At 35.3% G+C, this 2190-nt stretch carries 3 protein-coding genes; all 3 read left to right on the top strand.

Annotation, left to right across the window (positions count from 1 at the left end; genetic code table 11):
* Positions 1 to 415: SpoIIE family protein phosphatase (locus ACPYKA_RS20285; protein WP_479544000.1), on the top strand; the 415-nt coding region annotated here is incomplete at its 5' end.
* Positions 416 to 542: 127 nt separating this feature from the next.
* On the top strand, positions 543 to 1274 hold the full coding sequence (locus ACPYKA_RS20280) for a hypothetical protein (protein ID WP_479543999.1): 732 nt from the start codon (positions 543 to 545) through the stop codon (positions 1272 to 1274).
* A complete protein-coding gene (locus ACPYKA_RS20275; RefSeq protein ID WP_479543998.1) occupies positions 1246 to 2166 on the top strand; it encodes a protein kinase domain-containing protein in 921 nt (306 codons plus the stop codon). The genes ACPYKA_RS20280 and ACPYKA_RS20275 overlap by 29 nt, the downstream gene beginning before the upstream one ends.
* Positions 2167 to 2190: the final 24 nt, after the last annotated feature.

The raw sequence follows: 2190 nt of genomic DNA, 5'->3' as shown, positions 1-2190 counted from the left end.
TAATCTTCATAATGCTGTTTTACGATTTTTAAAAATAGGATCATCACCAAGTTTCATCAAAAGAGGGGATGAAATCATTCAACTGGAGGCGAATAATTTACCAATTGGGATTATTGAACATGTTGAGTTAGAGACTTTGAGTGAACCATTAAAATCGGAGGATATTTTAATCATGATGAGCGACGGTATATTTGATGGGCCGAAGCATATTAAAAATAATGATCTTTGGTTAAAGCGAAAAATTTTGAATATGAAAACAGATGAACCACAGGAAATTGCAGATTTATTACTTGAAGAAGTTATTCGTGGGGAGCAGGGGGCCATTCGTGATGATATGACGGTAGTAGTAGCGAAGATTAAAAAACATAAACCGAAATGGGCGACAATTCCCGTTATCCATGGAGAAGCTAAATAAAGTTCACTCTCCTCCTTGAATAAATGTATAGATCACTTTTCAATTGGTAAAAATAGTAGGTAAACATATTGAAATGTGAAATATATGTTTCATAGACATAGTAATGATTTCTAGGAGGTAGATGAATTTGAGTAAAGGGACATTAAGGCAAATTCTATTACTTACGGATGGCTGTTCTAATAGTGGAGAAAGTCCCGTAAACAGTGCGGCGGTTGCCTTTAAAAGTGGAATAACAGTGAATGTTATCGGTATTTTAGATGATTATCAAAATGAAACGGATAGTGGTTTAGCAGAAGTAGAAGAAATTGCTCGGGCTGGTGGAGGGATAAGTCAAATTGTTTATAAAGAGGATTTATCTCACACGGTACAAGCTGTTACAAGACAAGCAATGTCTCAAACTTTACAAGGATTTGTCAATAAGGAGCTTTCTAATATTCTCGGTAAAGAACAATCATTAGAGGAAATTGATCCCGAAAAACGTGGAGAAGTGATGGAGATGGTCGAGGATCTTGGGGAAACATGTAATTTAGAAGTTCTTATTTTAGTAGATACGAGTGCAAGCATGCATGATAAATTACTGACGGTACAAGAAGCATTAATAGACTTATCAATCAATTTACATGCTAGAACAGGTGATAATATGTTTTCAATTTACCAGTTTCCAAGTAAACGAAAAAATACGGAAGTCGTACACGAATGGTCGCCGAAACTCGAATCAATTTCTGTTATATTCCCTAAGCTAGTTACCGGGGGAGTAACCCCAACCGGTCCTGCGATACGAGATGCGATGTACCAGTTTGGAAAAATGGAGCTGAGAGGAAGTCTCTATTATGGCAAAGAATTTACAGAAGAAGGATAGTTTCTTTATTAGACAAGGAACTGTAATTGAAGGGAAATGGAATAAGAAAAAGTATATTGTGGAAAGAAAAATTGGCGCTGGTATGATTGGAACAGTTTACCTATGTAGAATGAGACAAAGATTAGTTGCCTTAAAAATTAGTGAACAATCTAGTTCAATGACTGCCGAGGTGAATGTATTAAAGTCTTTAAACAAGGTTCAAGATAACCGTCTTGGGCCTTTTTTATTAGATGTTGATGATTGGGAATATGATCGCGACAAGATGTATTCTTTTTATGTTATGGAATATATTAAAGGAGTAAGTATTGAAAAGTTTGTGAAACAAAATGGATATGAATGGATCGGAGTATTTCTTATTCAAATGTTAGAGCAATTGGAAAAGTTGCATCAGGCTGGATGGGTCTTTGGAGATCTGAAAAATGACAATATTTTAATCGAAGGTACTTCACCAATCGTACGATTTATCGACGTTGGTGGGACGACAAAAATAGGAAGATCTGTTAAAGAATACTCGGAATTTTATGATCGGGCGTATTGGCACTTAGGTACAAGAGAAGCAAAACCAAGTTATGATCTTTTTGCTGTTGTAATGGTCATCTTGGCTATCTTTTATCCGGCCAAATTTAAAAGAAGTAAAGACTCTAAACGACTGTTACTGCACAAATTACATTCCATTTCTGAATTGAAATTGTACAATCAAAGTTTACAAAAAGCACTCTTAGGGAAGTACGTATCCGCAAGGCAAATGAAAGACGAGATCATGCATGTGTTAGTTAAGCGGCAATTAAAAGACAAGAAAAAACATAAAAATTCATTGACCTACCTTGTTGAAGCAATGTATATTTCCATGTTATCGGGGATTTATTATGTTGTCTCCCAATTTATTTTTTAACAATGAATATACATTTTGACGGCG

The organism is Pseudogracilibacillus amylolyticus (SeqCode), from assembly GCF_051918545.1.
Lineage (GTDB): Bacteria > Bacillota > Bacilli > Bacillales > Amphibacillaceae > Pseudogracilibacillus.
Note: the sequence above shows the minus strand (reverse complement) of the source record. Positions and strands in the feature narration are given on the sequence as shown.

Coding starts and splice junctions, on each gene's coding strand:
- ACPYKA_RS20275 (WP_479543998.1), top strand. CDS start 1,246: ATGGCAAAGAATTTACAGAAGAAGGATAGTTTCTTTATTAGACAAGGA.